Annotated in this window: 1 pseudogene; it reads right to left on the bottom strand. The window is 71.2% G+C overall.

The annotated features are described in order from the left end of the window. A pseudogene (locus tag CWB77_RS18475) lies at nt 1-236 on the bottom strand (hypothetical protein); the annotation flags it as partial.

The raw sequence follows: 236 nt of genomic DNA, 5'->3' as shown, positions 1-236 counted from the left end.
CGTCGACGCTGTCCGACTCGAGCAGCCGGCGCGCCTCGTCGGCGCTGCACGCGTCGAGCACGCGGAACTCGTCGACCAGCGTGCGGCGCATCGCTTCCGTCGCGCGCGCCTCGTCATCGACGAGCAGCACCGTCGGTAGCGCAGCCGTTGTCCGCATGTTCCTCGTCTCGCTTGTCTCCTCGTGCGCGCTGCCCAGGGCCGATGGCATCGGGCGCTGCGCTTTCGGGCCGAAGTCG

It is taken from the genome of Pseudoalteromonas sp. S1610 (assembly GCF_005887465.1).
Classification (GTDB): domain Bacteria; phylum Pseudomonadota; class Gammaproteobacteria; order Enterobacterales; family Alteromonadaceae; genus Pseudoalteromonas; species Pseudoalteromonas undina.
Note: the sequence above shows the minus strand (reverse complement) of the source record. Positions and strands in the feature narration are given on the sequence as shown.